Annotated in this window: 24 protein-coding genes; 10 read left to right on the top strand and 14 right to left on the bottom strand. The window is 74.6% G+C overall.

Features of this window, described 5'->3' with window-relative positions:
* Positions 1-13 precede the first annotated feature (13 nt).
* The 4 genes from OG946_RS11295 to OG946_RS11280 form a co-directional block, all read right to left on the bottom strand.
* The gene (locus OG946_RS11295; RefSeq protein ID WP_326795997.1) at positions 14-736 is read right to left on the bottom strand and encodes a restriction endonuclease; all 723 of its coding nucleotides are present in this window, start codon (positions 734-736) and stop codon (positions 14-16) included.
* A 178-nt stretch (positions 737-914) separates the two neighbouring features.
* Positions 915-2,231 (bottom strand): hypothetical protein, encoded by a 1,317-nt coding sequence (locus OG946_RS11290; protein WP_326795996.1) that lies wholly within the window; start codon positions 2,229-2,231, stop codon positions 915-917.
* A 152-nt stretch (positions 2,232-2,383) separates the two neighbouring features.
* The gene (locus OG946_RS11285; RefSeq protein ID WP_326795995.1) at positions 2,384-3,112 is read right to left on the bottom strand and encodes a cupin domain-containing protein; all 729 of its coding nucleotides are present in this window, start codon (positions 3,110-3,112) and stop codon (positions 2,384-2,386) included.
* 255 nt (positions 3,113-3,367) lie between these two features.
* Positions 3,368-4,228, bottom strand: a complete 861-nt coding sequence (locus OG946_RS11280) for a polysaccharide deacetylase family protein (protein WP_326795994.1) — start codon at positions 4,226-4,228, stop codon at positions 3,368-3,370.
* 396 nt (positions 4,229-4,624) lie between these two features.
* Here OG946_RS11280 and OG946_RS11275 point away from each other — a divergent pair, with 396 nt between their 5' ends.
* Entirely contained in the window at positions 4,625-5,764 is a 1,140-nt protein-coding gene (locus tag OG946_RS11275) for a site-2 protease family protein (protein ID WP_326795993.1), read from the top strand.
* A gap of 225 nt (positions 5,765-5,989) precedes the next feature.
* Complete coding sequence (gene panD / locus OG946_RS11270; protein WP_047015869.1) at positions 5,990-6,409, top strand: aspartate 1-decarboxylase; 420 nt, start codon at positions 5,990-5,992, stop codon at positions 6,407-6,409.
* A gap of 84 nt (positions 6,410-6,493) precedes the next feature.
* Here the strand turns inward: panD and OG946_RS11265 are convergent, their stop codons facing one another.
* A complete protein-coding gene (locus OG946_RS11265) occupies positions 6,494-7,039 on the bottom strand; it encodes a YceI family protein (protein ID WP_326795992.1) in 546 nt (181 codons plus the stop codon).
* A 110-nt stretch (positions 7,040-7,149) separates the two neighbouring features.
* Here OG946_RS11265 and OG946_RS11260 point away from each other — a divergent pair, with 110 nt between their 5' ends.
* Positions 7,150-7,737 carry a MarR family winged helix-turn-helix transcriptional regulator gene (locus tag OG946_RS11260; protein ID WP_326795991.1) on the top strand — a complete coding sequence of 196 codons (588 nt, stop codon included), beginning with the start codon at positions 7,150-7,152 and terminating at the stop codon, positions 7,735-7,737.
* 115 nt (positions 7,738-7,852) lie between these two features.
* Here OG946_RS11260 and OG946_RS11255 read toward each other — a convergent pair whose 3' ends face one another.
* On the bottom strand, positions 7,853-8,854 hold the full coding sequence (locus tag OG946_RS11255) for a M28 family metallopeptidase (protein WP_326795990.1): 1,002 nt from the start codon (positions 8,852-8,854) through the stop codon (positions 7,853-7,855).
* Between the two features lie 289 nt (positions 8,855-9,143).
* Here OG946_RS11255 and ppgK point away from each other — a divergent pair, with 289 nt between their 5' ends.
* The 6 genes from ppgK to OG946_RS11225 all read left to right on the top strand — a co-directional run bounded on the left by ppgK (position 9,144) and on the right by OG946_RS11225 (position 16,971).
* Positions 9,144-9,890 (top strand): polyphosphate--glucose phosphotransferase, encoded by a 747-nt coding sequence (ppgK, locus tag OG946_RS11250; protein WP_326795989.1) that lies wholly within the window; start codon positions 9,144-9,146, stop codon positions 9,888-9,890.
* 84 nt (positions 9,891-9,974) lie between these two features.
* On the top strand, positions 9,975-11,753 hold the full coding sequence (locus tag OG946_RS11245) for a BCCT family transporter (protein WP_326795988.1): 1,779 nt from the start codon (positions 9,975-9,977) through the stop codon (positions 11,751-11,753).
* A gap of 147 nt (positions 11,754-11,900) precedes the next feature.
* Complete coding sequence (locus OG946_RS11240; protein ID WP_326795987.1) at positions 11,901-14,135, top strand: MMPL family transporter; 2,235 nt, start codon at positions 11,901-11,903, stop codon at positions 14,133-14,135.
* 5 nt (positions 14,136-14,140) lie between these two features.
* On the top strand, positions 14,141-15,493 hold the full coding sequence (locus OG946_RS11235) for a sensor histidine kinase (RefSeq protein ID WP_326795986.1): 1,353 nt from the start codon (positions 14,141-14,143) through the stop codon (positions 15,491-15,493).
* Between the two features lies 1 nt (position 15,494).
* A complete protein-coding gene (locus tag OG946_RS11230) occupies positions 15,495-16,145 on the top strand; it encodes a response regulator transcription factor (protein ID WP_326795985.1) in 651 nt (216 codons plus the stop codon).
* A gap of 103 nt (positions 16,146-16,248) precedes the next feature.
* Positions 16,249-16,971 carry a S1 family peptidase gene (locus tag OG946_RS11225; protein WP_326795984.1) on the top strand — a complete coding sequence of 241 codons (723 nt, stop codon included), beginning with the start codon at positions 16,249-16,251 and terminating at the stop codon, positions 16,969-16,971.
* Here OG946_RS11225 and OG946_RS11220 read toward each other — a convergent pair.
* Positions 16,958-17,875, bottom strand: coding sequence for an alpha/beta fold hydrolase (locus tag OG946_RS11220; protein ID WP_326795983.1), 918 nt, complete (start codon positions 17,873-17,875; stop codon positions 16,958-16,960). The two genes, OG946_RS11225 and OG946_RS11220, sit on opposite strands and share 14 nt — an antisense overlap.
* 134 nt (positions 17,876-18,009) lie before the next feature.
* On the opposite strand from OG946_RS11220, the gene OG946_RS11215 reads away from it, so the two are divergent.
* On the top strand, positions 18,010-20,220 hold the full coding sequence (locus OG946_RS11215) for an AfsR/SARP family transcriptional regulator (protein ID WP_326795982.1): 2,211 nt from the start codon (positions 18,010-18,012) through the stop codon (positions 20,218-20,220).
* Positions 20,221-20,226: 6 nt separating this feature from the next.
* On the opposite strand, the gene OG946_RS11210 is transcribed toward OG946_RS11215, so the two are convergent.
* The 7 genes from OG946_RS11210 to OG946_RS11180 all read right to left on the bottom strand — a co-directional run bounded on the left by OG946_RS11210 (position 20,227) and on the right by OG946_RS11180 (position 26,684).
* Entirely contained in the window at positions 20,227-20,712 is a 486-nt protein-coding gene (locus tag OG946_RS11210) for a pyridoxamine 5'-phosphate oxidase family protein (RefSeq protein WP_326795981.1), read from the bottom strand.
* Between the two features lie 103 nt (positions 20,713-20,815).
* On the bottom strand, positions 20,816-22,234 hold the full coding sequence (locus tag OG946_RS11205; protein ID WP_326795980.1) for an MmgE/PrpD family protein: 1,419 nt from the start codon (positions 22,232-22,234) through the stop codon (positions 20,816-20,818).
* Positions 22,235-22,274: 40 nt separating this feature from the next.
* Complete coding sequence (locus tag OG946_RS11200) at positions 22,275-23,549, bottom strand: pyridoxal phosphate-dependent aminotransferase (protein WP_326795979.1); 1,275 nt, start codon at positions 23,547-23,549, stop codon at positions 22,275-22,277.
* A complete protein-coding gene (locus OG946_RS11195) occupies positions 23,549-24,253 on the bottom strand; it encodes an HAD-IA family hydrolase (protein WP_326795978.1) in 705 nt (234 codons plus the stop codon). The genes OG946_RS11200 and OG946_RS11195 overlap by 1 nt, the downstream gene beginning before the upstream one ends.
* Before the next feature lie 47 nt (positions 24,254-24,300).
* Complete coding sequence (locus tag OG946_RS11190) at positions 24,301-24,879, bottom strand: CGNR zinc finger domain-containing protein (protein ID WP_326795977.1); 579 nt, start codon at positions 24,877-24,879, stop codon at positions 24,301-24,303.
* 67 nt (positions 24,880-24,946) lie between these two features.
* Positions 24,947-25,543 (bottom strand): flavodoxin family protein, encoded by a 597-nt coding sequence (locus OG946_RS11185; protein ID WP_326795976.1) that lies wholly within the window; start codon positions 25,541-25,543, stop codon positions 24,947-24,949.
* A 139-nt stretch (positions 25,544-25,682) separates the two neighbouring features.
* Positions 25,683-26,684, bottom strand: a complete 1,002-nt coding sequence (locus OG946_RS11180) for a DUF3500 domain-containing protein (RefSeq protein ID WP_326795975.1) — start codon at positions 26,682-26,684, stop codon at positions 25,683-25,685.
* Positions 26,685-26,730: the final 46 nt, after the last annotated feature.

Raw genomic sequence — 26,730 nt, 5'->3', positions numbered from 1 at the left:
GGGCCGGCCGGGGTCAGGGGCCGTAGGTGTGCTTCCAGCGGCGGCGGTGCCGGCGGTCGCCCTGGCCGGCGCCGTTGACGCGGCCGAGGGCTTCGAGGGTGGCGCCGTTGTTCCAGGTGCCCAGGTAGTCGCGGTGGACGGCGATCAGGCCGTTCTGCCGCGCGTACGCCAGGGAGGGCCCGCTGAAGCCGGCGGTGGTGACGAAGACGGCGACGTCGGCGCGGGTGTGGGTCCTGGCGCCGAGCAGGTCGCGCATGTCGCGTTCGGCGATCCGGCGGCTGGGCGCGTACCGCTTGCACTGCGTGATGAGCAGCCGGCCGTCGGGGAGGCGCGCCGTCACGTCGACGCCGTGGTCACCGGACCGGCCGACGCGGCGGACGTCGGTGCAGCCGTCCCGGCGGAGCAGGCGTGCGACGTGCTCTTCGAACTCCTCGCCGGACATGGCGTCGATCTCGGGGAGGGTGCGGCGGCCGGCGCTGATCCGGTCGTGGGCGCGCCACTGGCGATCGCGGCGCCGGAGGCCGCGGTCGGTGCGCCGGAGCCAGACGGCCGTTGCCGCGAGCGCGGTGGCGGCGAGCGTGCCGAGGACGTACGGCCAGAGCGCGGACCAGTACAGGACGAACAACGCCAGCAGGAGCGCGCCGCCGGATAAGGCGGCCTTGAGGCGGGCCGCGCGTCGCCGCCGGGCCGCCGTGCGTCGCCGTGCGGCCGTGCGCCGTGGTCGTCGTGCCGCCATCGCCCGCCCCAGGTCGGTTGTCGGTGCTGTGACGTAGTGTGAGGAATGCGGCACCGGTCGTGAAGGGCGCGACTCGGCCAGTCCAGGCGGCAGACGTTTGCCCGCCTCGGGTACGGGCCGTCCGGCCGTGTCCGGAGGGCCGGACCTGCCGTCCTGCTGTCCTGCCGCCGCGCCGTGCTCAGAAGCCGCCGAAGCCGCCGTCTCCGAAGCCCCCGTCCCCGAAGTGGCCCCCGCCGAAGCCGCCCCCGAAGTCGCCGGGATCGAAGTCGGCGCCGGTGTGGTCCCCGCCCGCGTAGCCGCCCTCGCCCGTGCCGTCCGTCGCCGCCCAGCCGCCCGCGGCGTACACCGCCTGCCCCAGCAACGTGCCCACCAGCAGCCCCGGGAGGAGGCCGCCGCCGAAGTAGCCGCCCGCCCAGGGCGCGTACGCCGGGCCGGCGTTCCAGTACGGCTGCGGGCCGCGGGCGGTGTCGACCGTGCGGATCATCGGCTCCTCGCCGGCGGCCAGCAGGTTCGCGTCCGCCGTGCACGCGGGTACCGTGCGCGGCGCGGAGCCCGGCGGAGTCCACTCCACGTCGGCGGCCGAAGGCCCGTGGCGGGGGTCGAAGAAGCACGGGGGGCGGCGCTCGGGGAGGGCGGCGCCGGTGCGGCGGGCCTCCAGGGTCGTCAGCGCGAACCGCCCCTCCTCAAGGGCTTCCGTCACGCCGCGCACGTCGACGGGGGCGCCGGCCGCGTCCATCCGGGACTTGGCCTTCTCGTACGCGTCGAGCGCCTTCTGGTAGTCCGCGCGCATCGCGTCGTCGGCGGCCGGGTCGGCGGGGTCGAAGGCGATACGGGTCATCTCCTCGCCGTACGCGGTGATGTCCTCGTCGACGACGGTGCGCAGCCGCGCCAGCTCCACCCTGGCCCGCTCCGCGTTCCGCAGCCCGGCGCGCTGCCGGACGAGCAGGACGCCGCCGACGAGCAGCAGGAGCACGACGCCGACGGTGATGGCCCCGGTACCGCCGATGCCGGTGCTGTCGCCCCAGCCGGAGGGCGCGCTGCCGCCGGCCTGTCCGGCGGCGTCGCCGGCGAAGGTGACGAGCTGGTCGGTGGCGTCGCCGGGGTGTGCGCCGATGGCGGCGCGGCGAAGGTTGTCGACGGCACGGGCGGACAGCACGCGGGCGTCGGCGGCGGCGCCGAAGCCGTTGCCGAGGCGGACGGCGTAGACGCCGGCGATGCCGGTACGGGAGCGGAGGTTCGGCAGTACGTCGCGGGCGGCGACGCCCGGGTCGGCGGGGAGCACGGCGACGAAGACGGGGCTGTCCTCGCCCTTGATCCGTGCGGCGAGCGCGTTGGCCCGGTCGACGGACATCTCGCCCCGGACGTCGGGGTGCACGTACACGGGCCGATCGCGCAGCGCCTTGGCGGCGTCGCCTACGGGGTCCCGGGCGTGCGCGGGGGACGCCGTGAGGAGCGCGGCGAGCAGGGCGAGGAGCGGTGCCAGGAACCGGTGCATACCTGACATTCTTCTCGCGGTGTGGGCGGGCGCCACCCGGGGTTCCGGCCGTTGCCGCAGTGTCAGAGGGGGCGCCTACCCTGGGGCGGGGTGTGCGGGGGACGTGAGGCGGGGGACGGCGGCGTTGTGCCGGCGGCGGTTTCGGTCCGCTGCTACGTGCCGACCGTCACCGCGCCGTCCAGGTCGCACGCCTGGAGCCGGCCGCACATCCCGTACCGCGGCTCCGCCCCCGTCCGCTGCACCGACGCCGACCGCAGGTGGGCGCCGTCCGTGCGGAGCGCGGTCAGGTGCGCGTCCGTCGCCGCCGCGGCGGCGGCCGGGCCCCGTTCCCAGCGCTCGCGCCAGTTGTCCAGGTGTGGCCGTACCAGCTCCACCGCGCGCGCGTGGAACGCCTCCAGTGGCGCCGGGTCGCCCGCCCGCGCGGCCCCGGCCAGTTCGGCGAAGCCGGCCAGCGCCAGGTCGCGGCGCGCCTGCGCGGACTTCTCCGGCTCCGCCGGGTCGAGCGCGGCGGCGCGGGCGTAGGCGGCGTCGTCGTAGAGGACGTCGGACGGGAAGGGGAAGGCGGCGTCGCCGGCCTCGGGGAGGCCGGCGTTCTGCATGAGGACGAGGATGTCGAGCCGGCCGTCGGCGTTGACGAGCCGGTGGATGGTGCCGGGCGTGAACCAGACGACGGCGTCCTCGACCAGCTCGGTCTCGGCGTATCCGGAGGCGGTCAGGGTCTGCACGGCGCCGTGGCCGCCGAGGACGACGTACGCCTCGGTGCACGCGAGGTGCAGATGCGGGGTGCCGCCGCGGAGGCCGTCGGGGGCCTGCCAGTCGTAGACGCGGAGCCGGGAGACGCTGACGCCGCCGGGGAGGGGCGGGAGTGCGGGATCGGCCATGGCACCAGCATGACGCAAGCGCTTTCTGCGGACCAGCCCCCGAACCGCCGGATCTGTCGCCCAGTCGCGCCACGCCACGGGAGGCGGGTTCGCGGGCGCTCCGCCGGCGGGCAGTTCTGCCGTGGGGCGACCTACCCTTGGGCGGGTGTGCGGGGGATACGCAGGGGATGTGCCGGGTGTTCTCTGTGTGATGTGCGTGGCGAGTGTGCCGGGTGTGCGGGATTTCGGGAGGGCTGGGGGCGGGCTTTCGTAGGACTACGCCGGCTGCACCAGCGTGTATCCCTCGTCCAGCAGCCGCGGCAGGTAGTACTCCAACGCCCGTACCGTCGCCCACCTGTTGCCCCCGCCGTCGTGCGCCAGCACGATCGCGCCCGCGTGCGCCTTCCTGAGCACGGTCCTCTCGATGAACGCCTGGTCGCGGTGGTCCCAGTCGAGCGTGTCGATGTCCCACTGGAAGGGCTCCATCTGCAGTTGCGCGCAGATCTCCAGGCTCGGCCCGTGCCACATCCCGTACGGCGCCCGCGCCACCCGCGGCGGCGCACCCAGCTCCTTCGCCACCAGCTCGCAGGTCTGCTCCAGTTCGTCGCGCACCCGCGGCGTGCTGATCAGGTCGAGCTGCGGGTGGGTGTACGAGTGGTTGCCGACGACGTGCCCGTCCGCGGCGATCCGGCGCAGCACGTCGCGGTTCCAGGGGATGTTCTCGCCGATGACGAAGAACGTCGCGCGCGCCCCGTGGCGGCGCAGGATCCGCAGGATCTCCGGCGTCTGCGTCGCGTGCGGGCCGTCGTCGAAGGTGAGCGCGATCTTCTTGCCGGTCTCCCGGAGCGTGGTGTGCGGCGCCGCGTGCACCGCGACCGGCCGGGTGGGTCCCACGATACGGGCCGTGCCGCCCGACGTCGTCATCGGCGCGGTGCCGGTGCGGTCGGCGGCCGGGCGCAGCCCGTACGAGGCGCGGCCGAGCGGCTTGCCGTCCGCCAGGCCCGTCCGGGCGGCCGCCGTCCCCGACCTGGGGGCGTGCGCGTCGGGGGCGAGGGCGAGCTGGTACGCGCCGAGCAGGCCCAGGCAGAGCGCGGCGCGCCGGGGCACCCCTCGCGTGGGGTATTTGTCGTATTTCATGACCAACTGCTCTCACGAGGTGGAGTCAGGGCCGGTCAGTGACACGGGGCGCCGCGGCGAAGCACCGGATCGGGCCCCGGCGAGTGGCGAGGAGATCCGGAATGCGGTAGGAACGGGGCGTCTTGTGCGTTTCGTCCCCCCCGGCAGGGGCCGCCCGAGCGAGCGTCGTTCGACGACGGCCGCCGGGCCGCGACCGGGCCCCTGACGGCGGCCCGCCGCAGGCGATGCGGGCCGCCCGCTAAGCCGAATGGCCCAGGCCGCGCCCCTTCGACAGCGTGCCGGGGCCAGGACCGGGCTTCACTGGAAGCGTCGATAACGGAGCCGGAGCCGGAGCGTGGCCGTCACGAGGGCCCGCCGGACCGTCCCCGCGCCGAATGCGAGCTGAGGAGAGACGCCGTGCGGGCGACGTTCACGCTGGGGCGCATCGCCGGGATCCGGGTCGGGGTCCACTGGAGCGTGGTCCTGATCTTCGGCATCATCCTGGTCGGCCTCGCGCAGGGCCAGCTCCCGGACTCCGATCCGGGCCGTCCCCGGGCGCTGTACTGGGCGGCGGGCCTGGTGGCCGCCGTGGTCTTCTTCATCTCCCTCCTCGCCCACGAACTGGCGCACGCCGTGGTCGCGCGGCGCAACGGCGTCGACGCGGACGACATCGTGCTGTGGCTGCTCGGCGGGGTGGCCCGGCTGAAGTCGGAGGCGTCGAGCCCCGGGGCGGAACTGCGGATCGCGGGGATCGGCCCCCTGGTCAGCCTCGTGCTGGGCGGACTCTTCGCGCTGGGCACCTGGCTGCTCCACTACGCGTCCGCGCCGGAGCTCGTGGTGCAGGTGACGGGCTGGCTGGCGGGCATCAACCTGCTGCTCGCCGTCTTCAACTCCCTGCCGGCCGCGCCGCTGGACGGCGGGCGGCTGCTGCGCGCGCTGCTGTGGTGGCGTACCGGAGACCGGCTGCGGGCGATCGCGGGGGCCACCGCGGCGGGCCGCGCGCTGGGCTGGCTGCTCATCGTGCTGGGGTTCGTGTGGTTCCTGAGAGGCGGCGGGTTCAGCGGCCTCTGGCTGGCGCTGATCGGCTGGTTCCTCATCGGGGCGGCCACCGCCGAGAGCCGGCAGGCGCAGTTGCGCGGTGTGCTCTCCGGTGTTCCCGTACGGAACGCCATGACACCGGATCCGGTCGTGGTGCCCGCGGCCCTGGACGTCGCGCACCTGCTGGACAACCCGATGTACCGGCATTCGGCGTTCCCGGTCCTCGGCGAGGACGGGGAGCCGGTCGGTCTGGTGACGCTGCGCGGTGCCCGACACGTGAGGCCCGACCACGGCGGGACGGTGACCGTGGGCGAGGTGATGGTGCCGCTGGCGCAGCTCGTCGTCGTCGGACCGGACGACTCCCTGGCCGATCTGCTGCCCCGCATGTCGCCGGGGCCCGAGCACCGCGTCCTGGTCATGGAGGAGGGCAGGCTCGTCGGGATCCTGTCGCTGTCGGACGTCAGCCGGACGGTGAGGTACCTGGCGGAGACCTCCCCCCGCGCGAGACAGGGCCCCTGACCGCGGGCCACCGGCTCCTCGTACGCCATGGCCGTGTACGCCATGGCCGTGTACGCCATGGCCGTGGACGCCGTGCCCGTGGACGCCGTGCCCGTGGACGCCGTGCCCGTGCGCGGCCGTGCGGTGGTGTCGCTCACAGTTCGCCGGCCGCGGGACCGGTGCGGTGCGGCGGCGCGGTTACCCTGGCGTCGCTCCCGTACCCCCTGACCGCAGGCGAGGCCGCACGTGTTCCGGACGATGCTGAAGTCCAAGATCCACCGCGCCACCGTGACCCAGGCCGACCTGCACTACGTCGGGTCCCTCACCGTCGACGAGGACCTCATGGAGGCCGCGGACCTGCTGGCCGGCGAGCAGGTCGACGTCGTGGACATCGACAACGGCGCCCGGCTCACCACGTACGTCATCCCGGGCCCGCGCGGCAGCGGCGTGATCGGCATCAACGGCGCGGCGGCCCGGCTGGTCAGCCCCGGCGACCTGGTGATCGTCATCAGCTACGCGACGGTGGCCGACGCGGAGGCGAAGGCGCTGCTGCCGCGGATCGTCTTCGTGGACGGCGACAACCGCCCCGTCCGGCACGGCTCGGACCCGGCCGAGGCGCTGCCCGGCACGGCAACGGTGCGGGGCGACTCCGTGGCCGGCGACTGAGCGGACGTCACCGGCGGGGCCGCCCCGCACCGTGGTGGGCACAGCGGGCGGCGCCGCGGCCGCCCGCTGTCGTGCGCGTGGGCCTCAGGAACGGCCCGCCTCGATGTCCAGCGTGATCTTGATCTTGTCGCTCACCGCGGCACCGGCCGCGCCGCCGGTCACGCCGTAGTCGGAGCGGCTGATCTCCGTGCTCGCCGAGAACCCGACGACCATGCTGCCCTCCTGCTGGCCCGGCGCGAAGCCGCCGACCTCGGTCTCCAGGGTCACGGGGCGGGTCACGCCGCGCAGGGTCAGGTCGCCGTCGATCAGGTAGACGTCGTCCTTCTCGCGGATCCCGGTGGACTTGAAGGTCATCTCGGGGTGCGTCTCGACGTCCAGGAAGTCCGCCGTGCGTACGTGGTCGTCACGCATGTCGTTGCGCGTGTTGACCGAGGTGGTCTGGATGACCGCGGTGACCTCGGACTGCAGCGGGTCCTCGTGGGTCACGATGGTGCCCTCGACATGGTCGAACGTGCCGCGGACCCGCGTGACGCCCAGGTGCCGGACGACGAACGAGACGTCGGAGTGCACCGGGTCGATCGTCCAGGTGCCGGTCTGGTAAGCGGGGATCCGGTCGGCGTGACTGGTCATGGGGATATGCCTCTTCCGTAGCGGTGCCCACCACTGGGCAAGTGGTTGAACTCTCACCCAAAACTCTAACACTCTCTGGTTGAGGACTCAACTATAGGTATGCTGGACACATGACCGACGTACGCTGGCTCACCGATGACGAACAGCGGATATGGCGCCTCTTCATGAACGCCGTCCGCGACTTCAACGCGCATCTGGACCGCCAGTTGCGGCGCGACTCCGGGATGCCCGTGGCGTACTACGAGATCCTCGTGCACCTCTCCGAGGCTCCCGGGCGCAGCCTTCGGATGAGCCAGCTCGCCGAGCAGGCCCGCTCCTCGCGCAGCAGGCTGTCGCACGCGGTGGCGGCGCTGGAGAAGGCGGGGTACGTCTCCCGCTGCACCACCGACGCCGACCGCCGCGGCTCCGTGGCGCAGCTCACCGACGCCGGGTTCGGCGTGCTGGAGGCGGCGGCGCCGGGACATGTGACAGAGGTGCGCAAGCACCTCTTCGACGTGCTCACGCCCGAGCAGCAGCAGAAACTCGGCGAGATCAGCGGTGCGGTGCAGGACGGGCTGCGGCCGATCTGTGCGCAGGCGCGGGCCGAGGACGGGGAGGACGCCGAGGAGGCGGAGGGCGCTGCGGAGGCGGAGGGCGCTGCGGAGGCCACCGTGGAGGGCGCCGCGGGCAAGGCGCGGGAAGCCGTCGCGGACGCCTGACGCCCGCCGCTACGTCCCGCCCCCCGGCCCGCCGCGGCGCCGGCCGCCGCGCGGGTGCCCGCCCCGCCGCCGGGGAGCGTGTCCGCCGGAGCGGAGCGGGCGGGCCGCGTACGCCTTACTCGGACAGCGTCCACACCGCGTGCGCGAGCGCGTCGCTGTTCCGGTCCAGCGCCGTGTCGTTCACGTTCGACGTGGTGTCGCACGAGCTGTGGTAGCACCGGTCGAATGCCTGGCCGGCCGTGCCGCCCCATTTCGCCGCCTGCGCCGCCGACTTGGTCCGGCTCGCGCCCGTGAACAGCCCGCCGACCGGCACGCCAGCGCTCTTGAACGCCGCGTGGTCGGACCGGCCGTCGCCCTCGGTCTCGATCTCGGTGGGGACGCCGAGGCCGGCGTAGTAGTCCTTGAAGACCTTCTCGATCTGCGGGTCGTCGTCGTAGACGAAGTACCCGGGGTTGGGCGAGCCGATCATGTCGAAGTTCAGATAGCCGGAGAGCGCGGCGCGGTCGGCGGCCGGCAGGTTGCTGACGTAGTACCGCGAGCCGACCAGACCCAGTTCCTCCGCGCCCCACCAGGCGAAGCGCAGGTGCTCGCGCGGCTGGAAGCCGGACCGGGCGACGGCCAGCGCGGTCTCCAGGACGGCGGCGGAGCCGGTGCCGTTGTCGTTGATGCCGGCTCCCGAGGTGACCGAGTCGAGGTGCGCGCCGGCCATGAGGACCTGGTTCGCGTCGCCGCCCGGCCAGTCGGCGATGAGGTTGTAGCCGGTGCCGCCGCCGGCGCTGAACTGCTGGATCCTGGTGGTGAATCCGGCGGCGTCGAGCTTGCCCTTCACGTAGTCGAGCGAGGCCCGGTAGCCGGGGCGGCCGTGGGCGCGGTTGCCGCCGTTGGCGGCGGCGATGGACTGGAACTGCGACAGGTGCGCCTTGACGTTCGCGACGGGTATGTCCGGCGCCTGCTCGGGTGCGACGCGCGCCGCGGGCGCGGCGGTTGCACTGCCGGAAGCGGGCTGCGCCGCGGGTTCGGCGGCGACCGCGACCGGCACGAGCAGCGCGGTCAGCAGCCCGCCGGCGAGGAGCGCGGCGGCCGGCCGCGACCTGAGGCGTGCACGACGGAGGGGCATGGGTGCTCCCAACGGTGGGGGACTGTCGTGCACATGAGGCTGGCGGAGCTGTTGAGGCCGCGTCAAGAACCCATCCGGTCGCGCAAAACCGGTTATCGGACAGGTGGTGTACGCGGCCACCCGCCGTCGTACGCAGTCGCGCCCGGTCCCGCACCCGCTTCTGCGCCCGGTCCCGCGCCCCGTCGTACGCCGCCGGGCGCGCCCGCGCGCCGCCGCCCGCCCCGGTTCGTACGACCCCGCCGGCCGTCCTGACCGGCGCCGGGCCCCCGTCCCCGTATCGTCTCTGGCTATGAACATCATGGGAGTCGACATCGGCGGCTCGGGCATCAAGGGCGCCCCGGCCGACCTGGACACGGGCACCCTTGCGGAGGAGCGGTACAAGGTGCTCACCCCGCACCCCTCGGGCCCCGACGCCGTTGCCGACGGCGTCGCCGCGGTGGTCGAGCACTTCGCCGGGCACGAAGGGCCCGTCGGCGTCACCTTCCCCGGGGTCATCACCGACGGCGTCGTACGCACCGCCGCCAACGTCGACAAGAGCTGGGTCGACGTCGACGCCGCCGCCCTCCTCGGCAACCGCCTCGGCCGCCCCGTCCACATCGTCAACGACGCCGACGCCGCCGGTATCGCCGAACTGACCTTCGGCGCCGCCCGCGGCCGCACCGGCACCGTCATCGTGCTGACCTTCGGCACCGGCATCGGCAGCGCCGTCTTCACCGGCGGCCGGCTCGTCCCCAACACCGAGCTGGGCCACCTGGAGCTGCACGGCCACGAGGCGGAGAAGCGCGCCTCCGCCAAGGAGCGCGAGGACAAGGACCTGAGCTGGAAGCACTGGGCCCACCGGGTGCAGCGCTATCTCGCCCATCTGGAGATGCTCTTCACGCCCGAACTGTTCGTCATCGGCGGGGGCGTGAGCCGCAAGGCGGACAAGTTCCTCGACGACATCACCGGCATCCGCGCCGACGTCGTCCCCGCCGAGCTGCAGAACAACGCGGGCATCGTCGGCGCCGCGATGGCCGCCGCCGCAGCCGCGCGCTGACACCGCCGGTCCCCGGCGCTCCGGCCGCTCTCCCCTATGGTGAGTGGGTTCTGCACACGGAGCGTAGGGAGATGGTGACCGCACGTGCTCGACGAAGGGGTGGAGAAGCCCGCGGAAGGCGGCGGCGCACCGGGTCGCCCACCGCGTACCGACGCGGTGGTCTTCGGCGTCGCCGCCGCGCTGACGCTGGCGTTCGTGATCTGGGGTGCGGTGGCGACGGACTCCCTGGAGGACGTCTCCACGTCTCTGCTCAACGACACGATGCACTACGGCGGATGGGCCTTCGTGCTCGCCGCCTCCGGCTTCGTGATCTTCGCGCTGTGGCTGGCCTTCAGCCGCTACGGCCGCATCACCCTCGGCCGGGAGGGAGAACCGCCGGAGTTCCGCACGGTGTCGTGGGTGGCGATGATGTTCAGCGCCGGCATGGGCATCGGCCTGATGTTCTACGGCGTGAACGAGCCCCTCGCGCACTTCGCCACCCCGCCGCCCGACACCGTCTCCGCCAGCGCCGGTGCCGCCTCGCGGATGGAGGTCGCGATGGCGACCACCCTCTTCCACTGGACGCTGCACCCCTGGGCCATCTACGCCGCCGTCGGCCTCGCCATGGCGTACAGCGTCTTCCGCCGCAACCGCCGGCAGACCATCAGCGCCGTCTTCACCCCGCTCATCGGCCCGCGGCACGCCAACGGCGGCGTCGGCAAGGTCATCGACATCCTCGCCATCTTCGCCACCCTCTTCGGCTCCGCCGCCTCGCTCGGGCTCGGCGCGCTCCAGATCGGCAGCGGCGTCAAGGAGGTCGGCTGGACGTCGGAGGAGGTCGGCGAGGGGCTGCTGATCCTCGTCATCGGCGTGCTCACCGCCGCGTTCGTCGCCTCCGCGGTCTCCGGCATCGAGCGGGGCATCCAGTGGCTGTCGAACATCAACATGGTGCTCGCCGCGGTGCTCGCCGTGTTCGTCTTCATCGCGGGACCGACGATCCTGATCCTCGACCTTATTCCGACCTCCATCGGGTCGTTCTTCGCCGACCTGCCGCAGATGATGGCGCGTACGGAGGCCAGCGGCGGCTCGGACGTGGCCGGCTGGCTGTCGGGCTGGACGGTCTTCTACTGGGCGTGGTGGATCTCGTGGACGCCGTTCGTCGGCATGTTCATCGCGCGCATCAGCCGGGGGCGCACCATCAGGCAGTTCGTCGGCGGCGTGATCCTCGTGCCCAGCGTGGTCAGCCTCGTGTGGTTCTGCATCCTCGGCGGCACCGCGATGCAGCAGGAAGCCCACGGGGCGGGCATCACGGAGGAGTCGACGCAGGAGGGGCAGTTGTTCGCGGTGCTGAACGCGTACCCGATCGCCGGCGTCACGACGCTCCTGGTGATGGTCCTCGTCGGCATCTTCTTCGTCTCCGGCGCGGACGCCGCGTCGATCGTGATGGGCGCACTGTCGCAGAAGGGGACGCTGGAGCCGACGCGCATGGTGGTCGTGGTCTGGGGCGTGCTGACCGGCGCGGTCGCCGCCGTCATGCTGCTCGTCGGGGGCGGCGGGGACGCCGCGCTGACCGGGCTGAAGAACCTCACGATCCTCGTCGCGGTGCCGTTCACGGTGGTGATGATCGGGCTGTGCGTGGCGCTGATGCGCGACCTGCGGCACGACGAGCTGATCGTCATCGGCGAGCAGGGCGAGCAGGCGGTCGAGACGGCGGTACGGGCCGGACACCAGCACTACGACGGGGAGTTCGAGCTGCAGATCCGCGGGCTCGCGAGGCGGCTGCGGGGCGGCCGGGGCGCGGGCCGGGACCGCGGCGACGGCGAAGGCGACGGTGAGGGCGGGGGCACGGCTCCCGGGCCTGAGGACGGGCGGCCCGCGGACTGAGCAACGGGGCCCGGGGCCCGGTGCGTACGAGCCGGAAGCCCGGCCGTACGCGCCGGGACTCCCGGCAGGGGTCAACCGACCGGTGGACCCCCGGTTCCACCGGTCGCGGCTGTCGGGGACAGGGGCGCGATCGCGAGCATTTCCGGTATGAGAAATCTCCCTGTGCGCATGGCCCGCTGGAGCGCCCGGCATCCGTGGCGCGCGATCGCCGGCTGGTTCGTCTTCGTCGTGCTCTGCGTGGGCACCGGCGTCTCCGTCGGCGGCAACCCCGCCACCACCGAGGACTTCTGGGTCGGCGAGGGCGGCCGCGCCGAGCAGTTGGCGACCGAGGGCGGTCTGCAGCGCAAGCCCACCGAACACGTGCTCATCCGCGCCCAGTCCGGCCGCTCCCTCGACCACGCCGCCGCCCGCGCGGCCGCCCGGGACATCACCAGCCGGATGGAGCGGCTTCCCGAAGTGGCGTCCGTCGCCGCGCCCGTACGCTCCGCGAACGGCGAGGCGCTGCGGGTGCCGGTCGTGCTGAAGGGTGCCGAGCTGGACGGGAAGAAGAACGTCGGGCCCCTGCTGGAGCAGACCGGGAAGGCGGCCGCGGCGCACACCGGCGTCGTCATCGAGGAGACCGGTTCGCCCGCGATCAGCAAGGGGGTCAACGACCAGCGCGGCGAGGACCTGGCGCTCTCCGAGCGTATCTCGCTGCCCGTCACGCTCGTCACGCTGCTCGTCGTCTTCGGGTCCTTCGCCATGGCCGGCGTGCCGCTGCTGCTGGCGCTGACGTCGATCGCCGCGGCGCTCGGCCTGTCGATGCTGGCCTCCCACCTGCTGCCCGACCCCGGCGTCGGCACCAACCTGATCCTGCTCATCGGCCTCGCCGTCGGCGTCGACTACACGCTCTTCTACCTCAAGCGCGAGCGCGAGGAGCGCGCCCGCGCCGAGGGCAGGCTTTCGTCCCCCGCCCTCGTCGAACTGGCGGCGTCGACGGCGGGGCGCGCCATCGTCGTCTCCGGCCTCGCCGTCATCGTCTCCACCGCCACTCTCTACCTCGCCACCGACGTCATCTTCTCCTCCCTCGCCACGGGCACGATCCTCGTCGTGGCCGTGGCCGTCGTCAGCTCCCTGACGGCGTTGCCCGCGCTGCTCGTGACGATCGGCCGCCGCACCGAGCGGCGGGCCGCACGTCGTGAGGCGCGCGGGGCCGCCCGGCGCCAGCGCCGGCAACGCCCCGAGCACGGGCGGGTCTTCGCCGCCCTGCTGCGGCCCGCGCAGCGGCGTCCCGCCGCCACCCTGGTCGTCTCCGTGCTGGCCATGGTCGCGCTCGCCGTGCCCGCGCTCGGTATGAAGCTCGTGGACCCCGGCAAGGACACCTTCTCCCGCGACATCCCGGCCATGCAGACGTACGACCGGCTGACCGCCGCCTTCCCCGAGCTGAAGGTGCAGCACGAGGTCGTCGCCCGGGCCGCCGCTGAGCGCGCACCCGAGGTGCGGCGAGCGCTGGCCGGGCTGGGCCGGCGGGCGTCGGCCGACCCGCTGTTCGTCCGGGACGCCGAGCCCGCGGTACGTACCTCACCGGACGGCCGGACCAGCGTGCTCGTGCTCTCCGTACCGCACTTCGCCAACTCCCAGTCCGCGAAGGACTCGCTGCGGCATCTGCGCGACGACCACCTGCCCGCGACCGTCGGGCGGCTGGCCGGCGTCGAGACGGCCGTCAGCGGGGACGTCGCCCGCGGCACCGACTACGTCGAGGACGAGCGCGACAAGCTGCCGCTGGTCATCGGAGCCCTGCTGCTGCTCACCTTCGTGATGACGGTGATCGCGTTCCGCTCGGTGGTGATCGGGCTACTCGGCGTCGTGCTGAACCTGCTCTCCGCCGCCGCCGCGCTGGGCGCGCTCGTCGTCGTCTTCCAGGGCACGTGGGCCGAGGGGTTGCTCGACTTCGACTCGATGGGCGCGATCGCCTCCCGGGTGCCGCTGTTCCTCTTCGTGATCCTCTTCGGTCTTTCGATGGACTACCAGGTGTTCGTGGTCAGCCGGATCAAGGAGGCCCGGGACGCCGGGATGCCGGCGCGGGAGGCGGTGATCGCGGGCATCGGGGCGTCGGCGAAGGTCGTGACCAGCGCGGCGGTCGTGATGGTCACCGTCTTCGCCGGGTTCGTCGCGCTGCATCTGACCGAGATGAAGCAGATGGGCTTCTGCCTCGCGCTCGCCGTCCTGCTCGACGCGGTGGTGATCCGGTTGATGGTGCTGCCCGCGGCCCTGCTGCTCCTCGGCGAGCGGGCCTGGCGGCGGGCGCCGCGCCGGCCCGCACCGCCCCCGCCGGCGGTGGTGTCGGCGCCGGTGGACGGCGCGGACGGGGCGATGGCCCGTACGGCCCGGAACGTACCCTGAACGGCATGCTCCCCCGGCCACGGCGCGGCGACCCCCTCTGGATCTGGATGCTGCACGGCTGGGACGTCTTCTCCTGGGCGATCGTCGGCCTGCTGACACTGGTCACGATCCTCGGAGACGTCCCGGCCGGGGACCGGTACGGGTCGCTCGCGCTCGTGGCCGTGCTCGCTCTGGGCTATGCGGTCGTGCGCAGCCGTCCCGGGAACCCGGTGCGGCTCGCGTACGGCTACCTCGTCCTGCTGGTTCTCGTCCTGGGGTGCCTGTCCTGGCTCCGCGACGGCTTCGGCGTGCTCTACACGGTGACGCTGGCCCAGTTCGTGATCTTCGTGGACAGCCTGCGGGGCGCCGTCGTCAGCAGCGCCCTCGGCGCCGTCGCGATCACTCTCGGCGGTGCGCTGCGCGAGGGCTGGAGCATCGACAGCCTCGCCACCAACGCCCTCTCGTCCGTCGCCGTCTACGCCGTCAGCGTCATGATCGCGCTGCTGACCCCCCGGGCACTGGCGGTACGCGACGAGCGCGCCCGGTTGCGCAGCCGGCTGGCCGACGCCGAACAGCGGCTCGTGCAGGCGCAGAAGCGGCAGGGCGCCGCCGAGGAGCGGGAGCGCATCGCGCGGGAGATCCACGACACCCTCGCGCAGGGCTTCGCTTCGATCGTCGTCCTCGCCGAGGCGGCGCGCGCCGGGCTGGCCGCCGAGCCCGCGAAGAGCGCGCAGCAGTTGCGGTCCATCGAACGCACCGCCCGCGAGAACCTCGCCGAGGCCCGCGTCCTCGTCGGCGCCGCCCCGCGCAGCGGTGTCGCCACGGGTTCCGTCGCCACCACGCTGCGGCGCACCCTGGACCGCTTCGCCGAGGACACCGGGCTCGTGGTCGAGGCCCAGCTGCCCGACGTCGACTGCGACCAGCCGACCCGGATCGCACTGCTGCGCTGTACGCAGGAGTCGCTGGCCAACGTGCGCAAGCACGCGGAGGCGTCGACGGTCGGGGTGGTGCTGACGGCGGGCCCGGAGGGCATCGAGCTGGAGATCACCGACGACGGGAAGGGGTTCGCGCCGGGGGCGGTGGGGCAGGGCGCGACTCGTGACGGCGGTGCCGGTGACGACGGCGGCGAGGCGGACGGCGCCGTGCCGGCCGGGGGCTTCGGGCTGGACGGGATGCGCCGGCGGCTCGCCGAGTTCGGCGGCGAGCTCACCGTGACCAGCTCGCCCGGTGACGGTACCCGCATACTCGTCACCGTACCCGCCGCCGGGCCCACCCCGGACGGCACCCTCCCGGACGGGACCCGCGCAGCCGGGACGGCCGCCGGGACTGCCGCGGGCGGGACGCGCGCCACCGGACTCGCCACGGACGGACAGGTCTGAGATGACGACACACGCACATGGCACGCCGCTCCGGGTCGTCCTCGCCGACGACCACACCGTGATGCGCACCGGTCTCGTCGCGCTGCTCGCGGCCGAGCCCAGCATCGAGGTCGTCGGCGAGGCCGGCGACGGCCGCGAGGCCATCGCCCTCGTCGCCCGCCTCGATCCGGACGTCGCCCTGCTCGACCTGCGGATGCCGCAGCTCGACGGCGCCGGCGCCACCGCCGCGATCGTCGCGGCAGCGGCGCGTACCCGGGTGCTGATCCTCACCACGTACGACACGGACAGCGAGATCGAGCGCGCGGTCGAGGCCGGTGCCACCGGCTATCTGCTGAAGGACGCCACCCGCGCCCAGTTGGTCGACGCCATCCACGCCGCCTCCCGCGGGGAGACGGTCCTCGCGCCGCGCGTGGCCCAGCGCCTGGTCGCGAAGATGCGCAGCCCTGCCCCGGTGACGCTCACGCCGCGCGAGTCCGAGGTACTGGCCGGTGTGGCCGAAGGGCTGTCGAACGCGGAGATCGGCAAGCGCCTGTTCATCGGCGAGGCCACCGTGAAGACGCACCTGCTGCGCATCTTCGCCAAGCTCGACGTCGGCGACCGTACGCGCGCGGTCGTCGTCGCCCTGGAGAGCGGCTTGCTGCCGGGCCGCTGAGACCGGTGCTTTCCCGGCTGGCCCTCGGCACGACCCCTTCCCGCTTCCGCGCGGCGCGCGCACAATGCGGTCGAGACCGTCGCCGCCCGGAAGGCAGGGACCCGTGAGCCGACGCCGTACCGCACCTCCGTTACGCACCATCGCCACCGCCGCCGTCCTCGCCGTGCTCGGCGCGCTGCTGACCGTGCTCGCACCGCCCGCGTCGGCGTCCGCCTCGCCCTCCGCCCCGGCGCAGCCCGCCGCGGCGACCGCGGTGCGCGGCGGCGAGGCGCTGTACGGGGCCTCGTACGCCTGCACGCTCGGCTTCAACGCCGTGAGCGGCGGTACCTCGTACGGCATCATCGCCGGCCACTGCGCCGACGTCGGCAGCACCTGGGCCGTCGACGGGGAGAGCGGCCGCGTGTCCGTCGGCGTGACCTCGGGGGCGAGCTTCCCGGGGAACGACTACGGCGTCGTCCGCTACACCAACACCTCCCTGTCGTACCCCGGCGAGGTCAAGGGCAGCGGCGGCGCCCCGGTGGACATCACCGGCGCCGCCGACCCGGCGCCCGGCATGTCGCTGTGCCACTACGGGCGGGTCGGCGGCTACCGCTGCGGCACGGTGCAGGCGGTCAACCTGACCGTGAACTTCTCCGGCGGGGTCGTCTCAGGACTGTTCCGCTCCAACATCTGCTCGGAGCCCGGCGACACCGGCGGACCGGCGTTCTCCGGCGGCCGGGCGGTCGGCATCATCGTCGGCGGCAGCGGCGACTGCACCAGCGGCGGCGTGACGTACTACCAGCCCATCAAGGAGATCCTGGCGGCCTACGGCCTCACGCTGTCGTAGCCGCGGGCGTACGGGCGAGGAGGTCGCGCAGCGCCGCGGCCACCTCGTCCGGCGCCTCCTCGGCCATGAAGTGGCCGCAGGCCACGGTGGCGTGCCGCAGGTCGGGGGCCCAGGCGCGCCACCGCGCGGCGGCGTCGAAGCCGAGCGCGGCACCCCAGTCCTGCTGGAGGACGGCGACCGGCATGCGCAGCAGGTTGCCGGCGTCGCGGTCGGCGGTGTCGTGCTCGACGTCGACGCCCGCGGAGGCGCGGTAGTCCGCCACGATCGACGGCACCGCTTCGCGGGACGCGGCGAGATACGCGGCGCGTACGTCTGCGGGGATGGCGTCGGCGCCGCCGGACCAGATGTCGAGGAAGTGGCCGAAGAACGCGTCCGGGGCGGCGGCGATCATCTCCTCTGGCAGGCCGGGCGGTTGCGCCATGAGGTACAGGTGGAAGCCGACCGCGGCCGACACCCCGTGCATCACGTCCCACATGTCGAGCGTCGGCAGCACGTCCAGGCACGCCAGGTGGGTCACCGCGTCCGGGTGGTCGAGCCCGGCGCGGAACGCCACCAGCGCGCCGCGGTCGTGCCCCGCGAGCGCGAAGCGCTCGTACCCCAGCGCGCGGGCGAGCGCCACGACGTCCTCGGCCATCGTGCGCTTCGCGTACGTGCCGCCGCCGGGCCCGCCCGCCGCCTCGGCCGGCTTGTCGCTGGCGCCGTAGCCGCGCAGGTCGGGGCAGATGACGGTGTGGTCGGCGGCGAGCCGGGCGGCGACGTGCCGCCACATGAGGTGGGTCTGCGGGAAGCCGTGCAGCAGCACGACGGGGCTGCCGTCGGGGTTGCCGCCGACGGCGGCGCTCAGGGCGACGCCGTCGGCGACGGGGACGCGCCGGTAGTCGAAGCCGGGGATGCGGGGGGACATCGGGGGATTCCCTTCGTAGCCGATCGTTGCCCCCAGCGTGCGCGGCGCGGATGAGCAGCGGATGAGCGCGCTGTACGGTGGCGCCCGGCGGGGCCCGGGCAAGGCCGGGGCCGGGTCTGGAGAGGTGGTCGGCGGTGCGGGTCCTTTTCGGCGTACTGGGTCCTGTGGCGGCCTGGGACGGCGACGGGGCCGGGTCCTCCGGCGCCGGGGACGGCAGCGCGGAGGGCGGCGCGATCGCGCTGAAGGGGCCGCGGCACCGGGCCGTACTCGCCCGCCTGATCGTCGCGCGCCGCCGCGTCGTCCCCGTCGGCCTGCTGGTCGAGGACCTGTGGACCGACCCGCCCGCGAACGCCGTGGGTACGGTACGCACCTTCGTCGCCGCGCTGCGCCGCGCCCTCGAACCCGGCCGCCCGCCGCGCGCGCCCGCGCGGCTGCTGGTCACGCAGGGCCCGGGGTACGCGCTGCGCGCAGAACCTGACGCCGTCGACGCCTGGCGCTTCGAGAGCGCGGTGGCCGAGGCGGGAGCCCTGCCGCCGGGGGAGGCGGTGGCGCGGCTGGACCGGGCGCTGGGCTGGTGGCGCGGCCCCGCGTACGCGGAGTTCGCCGACCTGCCGTGGGCCCGTACCGAGCGCTCCCGCCTCGCCGACCTGCGCCTGCACGCCGTCGAGTTGCACGCGGAGGCCCGGCTGTCGCTGGGCCGCGCCGCCGAGACCGCGGCGGACCTGGACGCCCACGTGGCCGAGCACCCCTGGCGCGAGGACGCCTGGCGCCTGCTGGCGCTGGCCCTGTACCGCGCGGGCCGCCAGGCCGACGCGCTCGCGGTGCTGCGCAGGGCGCGCACGATGCTGGGCGAGCAGTTGGGCGTGGACCCGGGCCCGGCGCTGCGGCGACTGGAGACGGACATCCTGGTGCAGGCGGACCACCTGGAGGCGCCGGGCGGGCCGGGGGACGGCGGTGGTCCGGCGCCGGGCGCCGGTGGCGGTGGCACGGACGAGGGCGGCGGTCCCGGTCGTGACGGCCGCGTGTCCGGCGGGCGGGCCGGTGCCGGGCGGGACGGCGCGGCTGCCGGTGGCGGTGAGGGGGAGGAGGCACGGCGGGTGTGGGCCGAGGCGGCTGCCGCGTACGACCGGGCCGTCGCCGGCGGGGCACGGGCCCGGCTGGAGTCCACGGTCGGGCTGCTGCGCAGCCTCGCGGTCACCGGGGGCGGCGGGCTCCAGGCCGCGCGGCGGCACCGGGTGGCGGCCGTCGAGGCGGCCGAGGAGTCGGGCGACCCGGAGCTGACCGCCCGGGTCATCGGCGCGTACGACGTGCCCGCGGTCTGGACCCGCGTCGACGACCCGGAGCAGGCCGCCCGCGTCGTGGCCACCGCCGAACGCGCCCTCGCCGCGCTGCCGCCCGCCGAGCACGCCGCGGTACGGGCCCGGCTGCTGGCCACCGTCGCCGTCGAGTCCCGCGGCACCCGCTCGGCGCGCGGGCCGCAGGCCGCCCGGGAGGCGGAGCGGCTGGCCCGCGGCCTGGACGATCCGGCGCTGCTGGCGTTCGCGCTCAACGGCGTGTTCATGCAGACCTTCGGGCGCACCGGTCTGGCCGCGGAACGGGACCGGATCGGCGCCGAGTTGGTCGCGCTCGCCGCGCGGCACGGCCTCGCGACGTACGAGGTGCTGGGCCACCTCATCCGGCTCCAGGCCCGCGCCGCGCTGGCGGACTTCCCCGGCGCGGACGAGCACGCCGCGGCTGCCGACCGGCTCGCCCAGCGCCACGAACTGCCGCTGGTCGCGGTGTTCACCGGCTGGTACGCGGCCCTCCGCCTCGCCGAGACCGGCACCCCGCCCGCGTACGCGCACGCCCCCGCCGCAGCCGGGACCCGCCCTCCGCCCCCGCCGGACCTCTCCGACGCCGAGGACGCCTACGGTGCCGCCGCCCGGCTCCTCGACGGGGCCGGGATGCCCGGTCTGGAGCGGGGGCTGCTCCCCTTGGCCCTGCTCTGCCTGCGGCTGCGGCGTGGGCTCGCCGTGTCCGCCGGCGGCGGCGCCGACTGGGGCCCGTACGAGCCGTGGGTGCGGCCTCTGCTCCTGCTGGGCGAGGAGCGGCGGGCCGAGGCGGCGACCGCGCTGCGGGCTGTGGGCGAGCCGCCGCGCGATCTGATGCAGGAGGCCGTCTGGTGCCTCGTGGCGCGGGCCGCCGTCGAACTCGGCGACCGCGAGACCATGGCGCGCGCCCGCGACCGCCTCGCCCCCGCTGCGGGCGAGATCGCCGGCGCCGGGACCGGGCTGCTGACCGTGGGTCCCGTCGCGAGCCACCTCGCCGCGCTCACCGCCGCACTGGGCGATTCGCCGCCCGCGTAGCCCGCCTCAGAGCCGGACCTCGCGGCGGGTGTCTATGCCCGTGCCGTACACGGGGTCGCGGCCCGGGACGTGGACCTCGCAGCTCGTCGCCCGCGCCCGGTACAGGCGCAGTCCGGCGTCGCCGCTGAGGTCCTCGGGCCGGAACCGTATCGCCCCGGCGGCGACCGCGCCCGCGAACGCCTCGTCGCACGCCGCCGCGAGCTGCGTCTCGGGCACCTGCTCCGCCGTCGCGCCGACGTACACCGCGCGGCCCGCTCCGATCGCCGCCGTGGAGTCGTAGACGACGAACTCGACGCCGGGCCGCGCGGCGAGGTTGGCGGAGTGCCGCGCCCGGGGCGAGGAGACCCAGTAGAAGGTGCGGTAACCGGCGTGCGTGAAGAACACCGGCGAGACCCGCGGCCGTCCGTCGGGCTCCGCGGTGCCCAGGGTGAGATAGCGGTTCGCGTCGAGCACGCTGCGCGCCATCCCGGCCAGGTCGTCGGGAAGTGTCACGGCTGTCCCCCTTCACCGTATGCGGCCGCCGTCGGCCGTCAGGCGACGGTATCCGACGCGACTGACAACCGCCGCCGGGCCGCCCCGGCCCAGCCCTCCCCGCTCAGCCCCGCGCCTCCACCGGGTCCGCCGCCAGCAGCGACGTCAGCGCGGCGATGTCCGCCGCCCCGTCCAGCCCGTCCACCGCCGCCTTGATCTCCCGCGCCCGCTCCCCGCCCAGCACGTCCGCCGTCAGCGCCGCGAACTTGCGCTCCAGGTCCGCCTCCGACAGCGGGTTCTCGGCCGCGCCCAGCGGGTGTTCGACGTCGCGTACGTACGTCTCGCCCGAGCGCGTGGTCACTTCGGTCACCGACGCCACCGACTGCCGCAGCGCGCCCGCGCGTTCGTCCAGGCCCGCGTCCCCCGTGACCGTGATGCGCGCGCCGAGCGCGGCGATCGCCGGGTCGGTCGTGCGGAGGTCGGCCATGATGTCGGCGAAGCCGACGTGGCCGCGGTGTGCGGCGACCGCCAGGACGTACTGCATGCAGTGCGAGCGCAGCGGGTTGGCGTCCACCACGTGGTACGACGAGCGCGGGGCGCGGACGGCGACGCGGTCGACGTCCCCGGGGCGCAGGTCGTGGGAGCGCATGATGTCCAGCAGCCCGTCGAGGGCGGCGGGGATGAACACGCAGCAGGAGTTGCGCTTGAAGAACAGCTCCCCGACCGCGTACCGCTCGCCGATGCCGGCGAGCAGCGCCTCCTGGTCCCACTGCCCCGTGAAGGCCAGCCCGAAGGGGTACTTGCCGCCGAAGACGTCCGCCGGACCGCGCAGCCCGATCCCCGCGAGCGTGGCGGCCTGCACCCCGGCCTGGGCGGCGAGGCCGATGTTGAGGGGGCGGGACTGCTCCGTGGGGTCGTCCACCCACGACAGCAGCCCGGACGCGCTCGTGCCCGCCAGCCCCAGCGCGGCCGCGAACCGCTCCTCGTCCAGGCCCAGCAGCAGCCCCGCGGCGACCGCGCTGCCGAACGTGCCCGCGACCGTCGTCGGGTGGAAGCCGCGCGCGTACTGGACGGCGGGGCCGAGGGCGTAGCTGACGCGGGCGGCGACGTCGATGCCGGCGACCGTGGCGGCCAGCACGTCGGCCCCGGAGGAGTGCTCCCGCTCTCCCACGGCGAGCGCGGCGGGGGCGACGACGGCGATGGCGTGGACGTTGGCGGAGGGGTGGTGGCTCTCGATGTCGCAGTAGTAGGCGAGGGTGCCGTTGGCGAGGGCGGCGGTGCTCGCGTCGGTGCGCAGCGCGGAGCCGAAGAGGCGGGAGGTGCCGGGGCCGGCTTCGGCGGCGGTCTTCTCCAGCAGGTCCATCACCGGGTAGCGGCGGGAGGTGGCGGCCAAGAGGGCGCCGAGGCAGTCGTAGAGCGCGTTCTTCGCCTGGCGGACGACGGGGGCGGGGAGGCGGTCGTACGCGAAGACGTCGAGGCGGTCGAGGAGTTGCTGCGTGCGGGTGCGGGTGCGGGTGCGGGTGCGGGTGCGGGTGCGGGACATGGCGGGACCTCCGGAGTGCGGTGGTACGGAATCGGCGCGATCAGCGCGCGAGGGCGCGCAGCGCCGTGGTCATCCGGCCGAGGGCGGCCGCCCACACCGCCTCGTCGCGGGCGTAGCAAACCCGGAACGAGCCGATGCCGCGCGGCCCGAACTGGTAGCCGGGGCTGACCAGGACGCCCGCCTCGCGCACGAGCCGGTCGGCGAGGACGTGGTCGGGCACGCCGAGCGCGGAGGCGTCGACGAAGAGGTACGCGGTCCCCGGCGGCCGGGGGCCGCCCCGGGCCCGTAGCCCGAGGTCCGCCGCGTCCGCCAGCCACGCCGCCGTCTGCTCGCGCAGGGCGCGCAGGTCGGCCAGCCGGTCCCGGACGAACTCCTCGTCGTCGCGCAGCCACCGCGTCAGCAGGTGCTGCGCGTACGCGGGCGCCCGCAGGGACATCGCGGCGAGCACGTCCTCCGCGCCGTCGGCCACCTCTCCGGGCGCGACGACGACGCCGACGCGGTAGCCCGACAGGGACTCGGTCTTGGACGGTCCCGTGACGGTGGCGCAGCGCCCTCGCATGCCGGGCTCGGCGATCAGGCGGGGGAGCGGGGCGTCGTAGACGAGGCGGGCGTACAGCTCGTCGACGACGGCGAAGGCGTCGTACTCGCGCACGAGCGCGGCGATCCCGGCGACGACCTCGGGCGGGTAGACCGCGCCGGTCGGGTTGTTGGGGTGCGAGAACAGCACGACGGAGGCACCGCCGCGCAGCGCCGCGGCCAGCTCGTCCAGATCGGGTACGAGGCCGTCGTGCGGTCCTGCGCCGGCCGGGACCGGGATCAGCGGCACGTGGTGGACGTGCGCGCCGAGGAGCCGCAGGATGCGCTCGCTGAACAGGTAGTCGGGATCGACGAGCGCGACCGTGTCGCCGGGGGAGACGAGCGCGGCGAGGGTGGCGAAGAGCCCGGCCTGCGAGCCGGGGGTGAGGAGCAGTTCGCGGTCCGGGTCGACGGGGATGCCGAGGCGGCGGCCCAGCTCCTGTGCCACCGGCCGGCGGACGGCCTCGGCGCCGCGGTACGGGGTGTAGGCGTGGGCCCCGTCCGCCGCCGCGGCGGCGAACGTCTCGGCGGCCCAGGGCGGCGGCGGGAAGCGGACGGTGTCGAAGTGCGTGGTGTCCAGCACGTCGCCGGTCACGCCTGCGGCCACGAAGCGGTCGGCCTCGCGGACGGAGAGGCCCATGCGCCCGGCACGCTCGGGCAGGTGGAGGCGGCGGACGGCGGTGGCGCGGCCGTAGCCGGGCTTCCGGTCCGTACGCGGGGATCCGGGCTCCCGGCTCATCACGCCGCCTCAGGCAGGCCCAGCAGCTCCGGCAGGCCGCGCAGGTCGGGCAGTTGGGCCGTGGGCGCGGGAGTGGTCGGGCGCAGCTCCTGGCCCTGCCGGTTGATCCATACGGTCGGGATGCCCATCGGTACGGAGCGCGGCAGGTCGACGTACTGCGACTGGGCCACGTGCACCGCCTCGTGCGGCTCCACGCCCGCGCGGCCGAGGACCAGTTCGAAGAGCGCGCGGTGCGGCTTGTACGCGCCGACCGCCTCGCCGGTGAAGACGTACGTGAAGGGGTTGCCCAGCTTGCGCACGCTGACGTCGATGATGTCGCGCTGGCTGTTGGAGATCGTGGCCAGCGGCGCGTGCGCGCCCAGCAGGCGCAGCGTCCCGACGCTGTCGGCGAAGGGGTCGGCTTCGGCCATCACGTCGCCGAGCGCGGCCAGTTCCGCGTCGTCCGCGGTGATCCCGGCCTCCGCGGCGAGGGCCTCGGCCATGGTCGTGGCGAGCAGGTCGCGGTAGGGCAGGAAGCGGCCGTGGACGGCGGGCAGGGCGTAGCCGTAGTACCAGCGGCGGTAAAAGGCGGCGACGTCCGTGTCCTGCGCCCGCGCTGCGAACAGCGCGCGCAGGTGGGCGCGGAGGGCGCCGTCCCAGTCGATGAGGGTGCCGTAGGTGTCGAAGGTGATGAGCCGGGGGCGGGCCGGCAGCGGAGTGGGCATGGCTCGACCGTAGGATGGCTCATTGACATTGGTCAAGAGCTAATAACTCATGTACGCGGCGGGAGTGGCCAGCCGGCGCTCCGCGTGCGCTTGCGCTCCCGGTAGGCGGTGACGTGGGCGCGGTTGCCGCAGCTCTTGGTGTCGCAGTAACGGCGCAGCCCCGGGCGGGAGGCGTCGACGAAGACGTTGGCGCAGTCGGCGCCCTCGCAGATCCGCAGCCGCCCCGCGCCGCCGTCGGCGATCGCGGTCAGCAGCGCGACCACGCACGACGTCGCCACCCGCTCGCCCAGCGGCGCCCGCGGGCGGGCGTAGTGCCAGTGCCAGGCGCCGTCGTGGTCGGTGAGGTGGGGCTGCGCGCGCAGGTCGCGCAGGAGCGCGTTGAGGTCGGCGACGGACTTCTGCACGGGCGTGCCGCCGAAGACGAACCGCAGCCGCGGGCGCAGTCGCCGCAGCCGCTCCAGGTCGGCTGCGGACACCGTGCGGCCGACGTCCCAGTGGTGCCGGGCGAGGAGCGCGGCCGCGTCCTCGCTGTCGCGCAGCCGGTCCCTGCCGGTGATGACGTCCAGGCTGTTGACCAGGTCGACGGCCGTGAGTGCGGCCTGCCCCGTGTAATCACTTACGGCCATGGTGACTTCCGCTCGTACCCATTACTTAAGGCAAAGATACCAATGTCGGCGGGGTGCGGCCTGCCCGTCACGCGACGCCCAGCGCCGCCCGTCCCGCGAGGACCACGGCGGTGTGCCGCGCGACCCGCGCGCCCAGGTGCTCGGCGGTCGCGACGTCGGCCTTGTGCACGGCGTCGGTGCCCAGGTCGCCCATGGTGGCCGCGGCGGCGCCGTTGAAGTAGCCGAGGCGGTTGAGGTCGTTCTCGCTCTCGTGGCTGAGGTGCCAGCCGGGCGCGAGGCCGAGGTTGACCCAGTGCATCTGGTGCTGGGCGGCGAGGGTCGCGAAGTACCCGAGGGTGATGTGCTTGTCGCCGGCCTTGCACGACGAGTGCGTGAAGCCCGCCCCGATCTTGTCCTTCCAGGACTGCGTCGACCAGCGCGTGCTGGTCGACTCGGCGAAGACGTGGAACGCGCCGGAGGCGGAGCCCATGAGCGTCGGCGCCCCGAACACGATGGCGTCCGCGGCGTCCAGCGTCTCCCAGTCGCCGTCCTGCATCTCCTCGACGAGCACCATGGCCACCGTGCCGCCCGCCGCCTCGGCGCCGGCCCTGACGGCCTCCGCCAGCACGTGGGTGTGGCCGCGGCGCGAGTGGTAGGCGATCGCGATGCTGGGTGCCGTGTCCATCGAGTGGTTCCCCCGTTACCGGTCCATGGCCGATGCCTTAAAGGGCCAGGATCGGGCCGGGAGGTTGGCCGAGACTAACCCCTGACTTGACGCCCACTTGGCGCGGCAGCGCGCGGGGAAGGGGGGCGGTCCCGGCCGCTCATCCGTGGCCGCTCTCGTAGTGGGCGCGAAGGAGGTCCAGGCCCCAGTCGTGGCGCGTGTGGCGCCATACGGAGTGGGCGTGGTTGCCGTCGTCCTGGGTGTTGTCGTACTCGATGAGGAAGTCCGGGGCGCGTACGCAGTAGTAGTGCCGGTCGCCCGGGGCGAGGCCGCCGGCCCAGGCGAAGGAGAGCCGCTCCAGCCCCCCGGCCACCGTGTCCGACCAGCATGCGCGCGCGTACGCCTCGGGTGCCCGGGCCAGGTAGCGGCGGACCAGGCGCTCCAGCAGCGCGCGCTGGGCCGGGGTCATGGCCGCGTACGGCAGGCCCGGCGGCAGCAGGTCCGGGTCGGCGAAGGGGTCGGCGCGGGTGAGGATGTCGTCCGGGGGCTCGGCGGCGTAGACCGCCGTGGTGCGGGCGGCGGTGTCCAGGTCCGTGACCAGTTCGCGGGCCAGGTCCTCCTCGGGGCCCAGCAGCCGGCCCGCCCGCGGTCCCGAGGCGACGACCGCGGGCTCCGAGCCGACGAAGTGCGGCGTGACCCGCAGCCCGGCGGGCGTGATCAGCACGTGTACGGCCAGGTGGTGGCCGTTCATCCGCCAGCCCCACGGTCCTTCGCCGTCCGGGTCGCCGAGCAGCCGCAGCCAGTAGCGGTCGGGCCCGGGGCGGCCGACCAGCTCGCGGCGGTGGCGCTCCACCTCGATCGCCCCGGCCGCCAGCCGCCCGCCGTGCGCGCTGTGCGCCGCGGCGAGCAGCGCGTCGACGGCTGCGCGCTGGTCGTCGTCCAGCTCCTCGGTGGACAGGCCGGGGCGGGGTCCCGGCACGTACTTCCACTCGCGCAGCTCCGGCGCGTCCAGCCGGGCGGGCCCGGCGCGTAGCTCCCGTACCTGCTCAGGCGCCAGCACCGACAGCAGCGCCCGCGCGGCCTCCCGCATCCGCGCCGCGGTCGCCGCCGCGCCGGACGGCCCCGTCCCGGCCGTCGCCGTTGGTTCGTCGGACCCGCCCACCCGTTCCTCCCTCCCGTCACGCGGTCACCGGGGGCCGCGCCCCCGG

The sequence above is a fragment of the Streptomyces sp. NBC_01808 genome (genome assembly GCF_035917395.1).
Lineage (GTDB): Bacteria > Actinomycetota > Actinomycetes > Streptomycetales > Streptomycetaceae > Streptomyces.
The sequence above is the reverse complement of the archived record's forward strand: the minus strand, read 5'-3'. Positions and strand labels throughout refer to the sequence as shown.

Coding starts and splice junctions, on each gene's coding strand:
- OG946_RS11295 (WP_326795997.1), bottom strand. CDS start 736: ATGGCGGCACGACGACCACGGCGCACGGCCGCACGGCGACGCACGGCG.
- OG946_RS11290 (WP_326795996.1), bottom strand. CDS start 2,231: ATGCACCGGTTCCTGGCACCGCTCCTCGCCCTGCTCGCCGCGCTCCTC.
- OG946_RS11285 (WP_326795995.1), bottom strand. CDS start 3,112: ATGGCCGATCCCGCACTCCCGCCCCTCCCCGGCGGCGTCAGCGTCTCC.
- OG946_RS11280 (WP_326795994.1), bottom strand. CDS start 4,228: ATGAAATACGACAAATACCCCACGCGAGGGGTGCCCCGGCGCGCCGCG.
- OG946_RS11265 (WP_326795992.1), bottom strand. CDS start 7,039: ATGACCAGTCACGCCGACCGGATCCCCGCTTACCAGACCGGCACCTGG.
- OG946_RS11260 (WP_326795991.1), top strand. CDS start 7,150: ATGACCGACGTACGCTGGCTCACCGATGACGAACAGCGGATATGGCGC.
- OG946_RS11255 (WP_326795990.1), bottom strand. CDS start 8,854: ATGCCCCTCCGTCGTGCACGCCTCAGGTCGCGGCCGGCCGCCGCGCTC.
- ppgK (WP_326795989.1), top strand. CDS start 9,144: ATGAACATCATGGGAGTCGACATCGGCGGCTCGGGCATCAAGGGCGCC.
- OG946_RS11240 (WP_326795987.1), top strand. CDS start 11,901: ATGAGAAATCTCCCTGTGCGCATGGCCCGCTGGAGCGCCCGGCATCCG.
- OG946_RS11235 (WP_326795986.1), top strand. CDS start 14,141: ATGCTCCCCCGGCCACGGCGCGGCGACCCCCTCTGGATCTGGATGCTG.
- OG946_RS11230 (WP_326795985.1), top strand. CDS start 15,495: ATGACGACACACGCACATGGCACGCCGCTCCGGGTCGTCCTCGCCGAC.
- OG946_RS11220 (WP_326795983.1), bottom strand. CDS start 17,875: ATGTCCCCCCGCATCCCCGGCTTCGACTACCGGCGCGTCCCCGTCGCC.
- OG946_RS11205 (WP_326795980.1), bottom strand. CDS start 22,234: ATGTCCCGCACCCGCACCCGCACCCGCACCCGCACCCGCACCCGCACG.
- OG946_RS11200 (WP_326795979.1), bottom strand. CDS start 23,549: ATGAGCCGGGAGCCCGGATCCCCGCGTACGGACCGGAAGCCCGGCTAC.
- OG946_RS11195 (WP_326795978.1), bottom strand. CDS start 24,253: ATGCCCACTCCGCTGCCGGCCCGCCCCCGGCTCATCACCTTCGACACC.
- OG946_RS11190 (WP_326795977.1), bottom strand. CDS start 24,879: ATGGCCGTAAGTGATTACACGGGGCAGGCCGCACTCACGGCCGTCGAC.
- OG946_RS11185 (WP_326795976.1), bottom strand. CDS start 25,543: ATGGACACGGCACCCAGCATCGCGATCGCCTACCACTCGCGCCGCGGC.